The organism is Bacillus sp. 220_BSPC (genome assembly GCF_001054655.1).
In the GTDB taxonomy this organism is placed as follows: domain Bacteria; phylum Bacillota; class Bacilli; order Bacillales; family DSM-1321; genus Peribacillus; species Peribacillus frigoritolerans.
Map to the genome: position 1 here is coordinate 1 of NZ_JVPL01000272.1, position 4032 is coordinate 4032.

Consider the following 4032-nt stretch of genomic DNA (forward strand, 5'->3'; position numbering starts at 1 on the left):
AAACATTTTCATCCCTTCCATTATCTCGAAATAGTCTTTACCCAGTTGTTAGCCCTTACCGAACATTGGGGCCTCTTTTGAAATAGTAGTAAAAATCATATATTCGTTTGGCTTTAACTGATTATAGCAAGCTTTAATAAACTTCTCTCTCTCACGATTATTCAATAAGTGAATAAGGGCATAACAAAATATCCCATCATAAAGTTTATTATCAAAAGGCATATCGGTTACTGAACCATGAAAAACATTAAGATTAAGCCCATTTTGCCTTGCCAATTCTATCGCTGTTTCTGAAATTTCGATGCCTGTTTCATGTATTCCGTTGTCAGTAAAAACCTTGGCATTTCTGCCATATCCAATACCTGGAATCAATAAATCCTTAACTTTCTTTTCAATGAAAAAGTCCTTTGTCAAGATTGCGGAGTCTGAAGGTTCAAATCCCCGCATCATATGATTTTCTAAAACTTGATTCCCAGATTTCCGTCATACCTCAATCTCCTTTAAGAATATTGGATTTCATTCTTTAAAATCTGCTGTTTTACATAAGCATAGGTTACATTCCATTAAACGATAAGATGTTTCCTTTATTGCTTCTATATCCTGTTAAATAGTTTAAGCCATTTGAACTACTCATCATCATTCGCTGTGATGCGCATTTATGTATTGAATATGTTCTATTACTTTTTCGCTAATGGTATGTCTTCATTTTTCATTTGACGATTTTCAATTGCTACCCTAACAACATGTTCCCAAGAATTTGCATAAATTTCTTGGTTGAATTTTCTTTCTACCTTTTTTAAAGCAGCCTTACCCATTTTTATGGCTGTATTCGGATGATTGAACATTGAAATCATCGCTTCTGCTAGCATATCTATATTATTTTTTTGAACTAAAACTCCATTTTCCCCATTGTCAATTAATTCATTAGGGCCATATCTAATATCATAACTCACTACAGCTGTAGCATTAGACATGCTCTCTAATACAGAAAGAGAAAACCCTTCCGTTTTTGAAGCCAAGATACTGAAAAGAGCACTTTGATAAATGTTAGATGGTTCCTGGGTGTATCCATTCAATTTTATGTGATCTGTAAGATTGGCATCATGAATAATCTTTTGTAACTTCTCTTTTTCCGGACCGTCTCCCCAAAACTCTAACTTCGCATCCGGCACTTTCTTTACAACGATTTCAAATGCCTTAATAATATGATCTATATTTTTAATGGCTGAGTACCTACTAATAACTACCGCTAGCCTTTCGTCTTTAACTAAACCAGGGCGGCCAAACCAGCCAGTTTTTAAATTTGTCCTCGACGCATGAGGAATAACATGCAAATTCGTCCTTTTCCCAAATCTATTTTCAATATCCGTCTTTTGCTGTTCTGTAAGAACTAAAGCAGCATCAATATTATCTAAATGATTGATTCCTGTTTGGACAGTTGAAGCGATGTCAGAATCAGCTTCCCATGGTGCCGTAAGGTGACTGCTGTGTAACCGCCAGATTTTCGCAGCCTTCTTATTCTTTACATTTATCATTAATAAGTCAGTTTTCCGAGCATCTGCAACTAATACTGGGTTAGCTACGTCTTTTATTACTCGTTCGATCCAATCCAATTTTAGTTGATCATCATTGCTATAAATAGCTTTAATATCTCCATTTTTCTCAAACCAATTTACTCGAATGGCCTTGCCGTTTTCGGGATTTACCCACTTTGATAAGTAAGCTTGAGAGCTGCTATTGTAAAAATTCATTTGTCTTGGTTTATTTGAAGCAAAATCCATAAAAGAAACTTTTCTTATCAAGCCAAACTCATCATACACTTCTTTTTTGATTCGATATCTTTGTTCATTAAAATAATCAATGAAATCTAAAGAACCATCTTCATGGAATTTTTTATATTTAGTGTAAAGTCCATTTTCGTAAACCCTAAAAGCATTATGTCCAACATGAGGATCTAAATATCCGGCCTCGGGTGTAGCTTGTGTAACCGTTAAATCTTCTTCACTTCCACAAAGCTCTTCATAGAGATTTATAACTTTAACTTTTTCGTTTAGTTGTCCAAGCTCTATTAATTTTTCTCGTATTCTCTCGTACCTCGTATCAAAATTAAATGTGAGTATATGAGTATCATAGCCCATATCTGCAAATGTATTGGCCTGAGCTAACGAGGCCTTCGTTAATCCTCCCCGTTGAACATCCAAAGAACTTAATAAAAAAAACATTGTTGCATTCATTATCTTTCTCCCGTCAATTATAAATAATTTCATCCACACTTACATTATATAGCAACTTTCCCATCCTTTCCTACTAAATAGCATTCTTTATACTCAAACAAATGAGAAATCAGGACTATAACAATGATAAGGAGATATAAAACAAAAGTTCGATATAACAAAAATAAGCCCTCTCCATGTGGAGAAGGCTCGTGTCATCACTTTTTATTATGCCTGGTTTACAAGACTAAAAATAATTTCATTTATTTTCTCCATTAATTTAATCCTCTCGATTAATTTTGGTAAGTCTTAATAATATCTAAGTTCGCTCTTCTTATGGAACTAACCTGTCCCGATAGTTCCCATAAGAAATGGAGCTGTTTCCAGCCCCATAGAGAAGTAGTGCACCCTTTTGTTTCATTATGAGCTTGTTAGTTATCAGATAATAACCAGTTATTCCCTTTTTAAACTATTTATTAAGAAATGAATAATGCCAACAATCAGAAAAATATAACCAAATCCATTTAACAATTCAGGATTATTCATTTGAGTAGTAAGCTCTTCTAGCAGATCTTGAGCAAAACTTGAATAACCAATTGCTAAAAATAATCCTCCTCCTACTAGATAAAGAATGGCTACACCATATTTTTTCAATCTAAAGTCACCTCAAAATATTATTCTCCCTGAAGCTAATTGTTTCCTTCCCTATCCTGCCCCTTTAGTTGCATAAAGGAAGAGCTGCCTTAAAGACAGCTCTGATTTTCAGCTAACGCACCCTTTCTTTAAGTACAATTCTTCACAAACTGATTTTGCTTAACAAAACTGACCTCCAGCAGAACATCGAAAAGGCGATTTCTAATTGAAGGATTACCCCCAATATATAAAGAAACCGACTAAATAATATCTATTTGAAATATTTATTGGAATGGGAGGAAAGACCCTGACCTATAAGGTTTGCAGAAACAGGCTTTTTCCCTAATTCCCTTGCCCAAATTGATAATTGCCCTATATGGTGAATTTCGTGAGCAATAGTATGTCGCATTATTTCACCCCAAGTATCCGTCACAATTCTTCCATCTTGCAAGGTATCATAAAATAATTGATTTTCCATACTAGCATCCCAGTTGTTCACAAAGTTTTCCACTTCTAAATGAAATTCAGCGTCCAATTTTCGAACTTTGTTCAAGCTTTTATAACTATCGAAACTCTCCTGAAAGTCAGTTTTACCTTGTAAGAGACGTATCCAGCTCCATTCGACATCAACAATATGGAAAAGTGTATGCAATATACTTCCCATTCCACCCGTTCGGTTCCGCAGAAGTTCTTCTTCACTTAACTCTTCACACCAACGATACCAGTCTTCTCTTACCATCCAGTTATATCTAAAAAAAGTTTGCAAAAATGCCCCTCCCCATTTAGAAAATAATGTAACTGTTTAAATACCATTAGAGCAATGCCAAAATCGTTAAATATTACTATTTATACAAACATAGGTTGAATTCCTTTTTCAACAATCCTGTCCTGATAGTTCCATAAGAAAAAGCTGCCTTAAGGCAGCTCCGATTTTCAGCTAACGCCCCTGTTAGTTCTATAAGAAATACGGTATGTAAAAAAAAGAAGAGAAATAAAGATAACAATATTCATATACCCCCAAAATCCTTTTCTGTCTTTTTGAATTTCGACAAATCCTGTCACCAACATAAATGCCCCAAGGGAAAACATATAATAGGGCATTAACTCCAAGGTTTGAGCTATTAGACTATAACCTGATAGGACAATAACCACTATCGCTAAAATAATTCTAACCATTTTCAAAAAT

Annotated in this window: 4 protein-coding genes and 1 pseudogene; all 5 read right to left on the bottom strand. The window is 34.5% G+C overall.

Annotated features, from left to right (window positions below):
* Window positions 1–51 precede the first annotated feature (51 nt).
* Window positions 52–487, bottom strand: a pseudogene (locus ADA55_RS21590) (class I SAM-dependent methyltransferase); the annotation flags it as partial.
* Between the two features lie 190 nt (window positions 488–677).
* Window positions 678–2234 (bottom strand): glycosyltransferase, encoded by a 1557-nt coding sequence (locus ADA55_RS21595; RefSeq protein ID WP_048687528.1) that lies wholly within the window; start codon window positions 2232–2234, stop codon window positions 678–680.
* Window positions 2235–2666: 432 nt separating this feature from the next.
* A complete protein-coding gene (locus tag ADA55_RS21600; protein WP_048687529.1) occupies window positions 2667–2867 on the bottom strand; it encodes a hypothetical protein in 201 nt (66 codons plus the stop codon).
* 250 nt (window positions 2868–3117) lie between these two features.
* Window positions 3118–3612 carry a DinB family protein gene (locus ADA55_RS21605; protein ID WP_048687530.1) on the bottom strand — a complete coding sequence of 165 codons (495 nt, stop codon included), beginning with the start codon at window positions 3610–3612 and terminating at the stop codon, window positions 3118–3120.
* A gap of 167 nt (window positions 3613–3779) precedes the next feature.
* Window positions 3780–4032: DUF3953 domain-containing protein (locus ADA55_RS21610; protein WP_343206159.1), on the bottom strand; the 253-nt coding region annotated here is incomplete at its 5' end.

What these genes read in the sequence shown, in the direction of transcription:
- ADA55_RS21595 (WP_048687528.1), bottom strand. Translation starts at nt 2,234, where the DNA reads ATGAATGCAACAATGTTTTTTTTATTAAGTTCTTTGGATGTTCAACGG.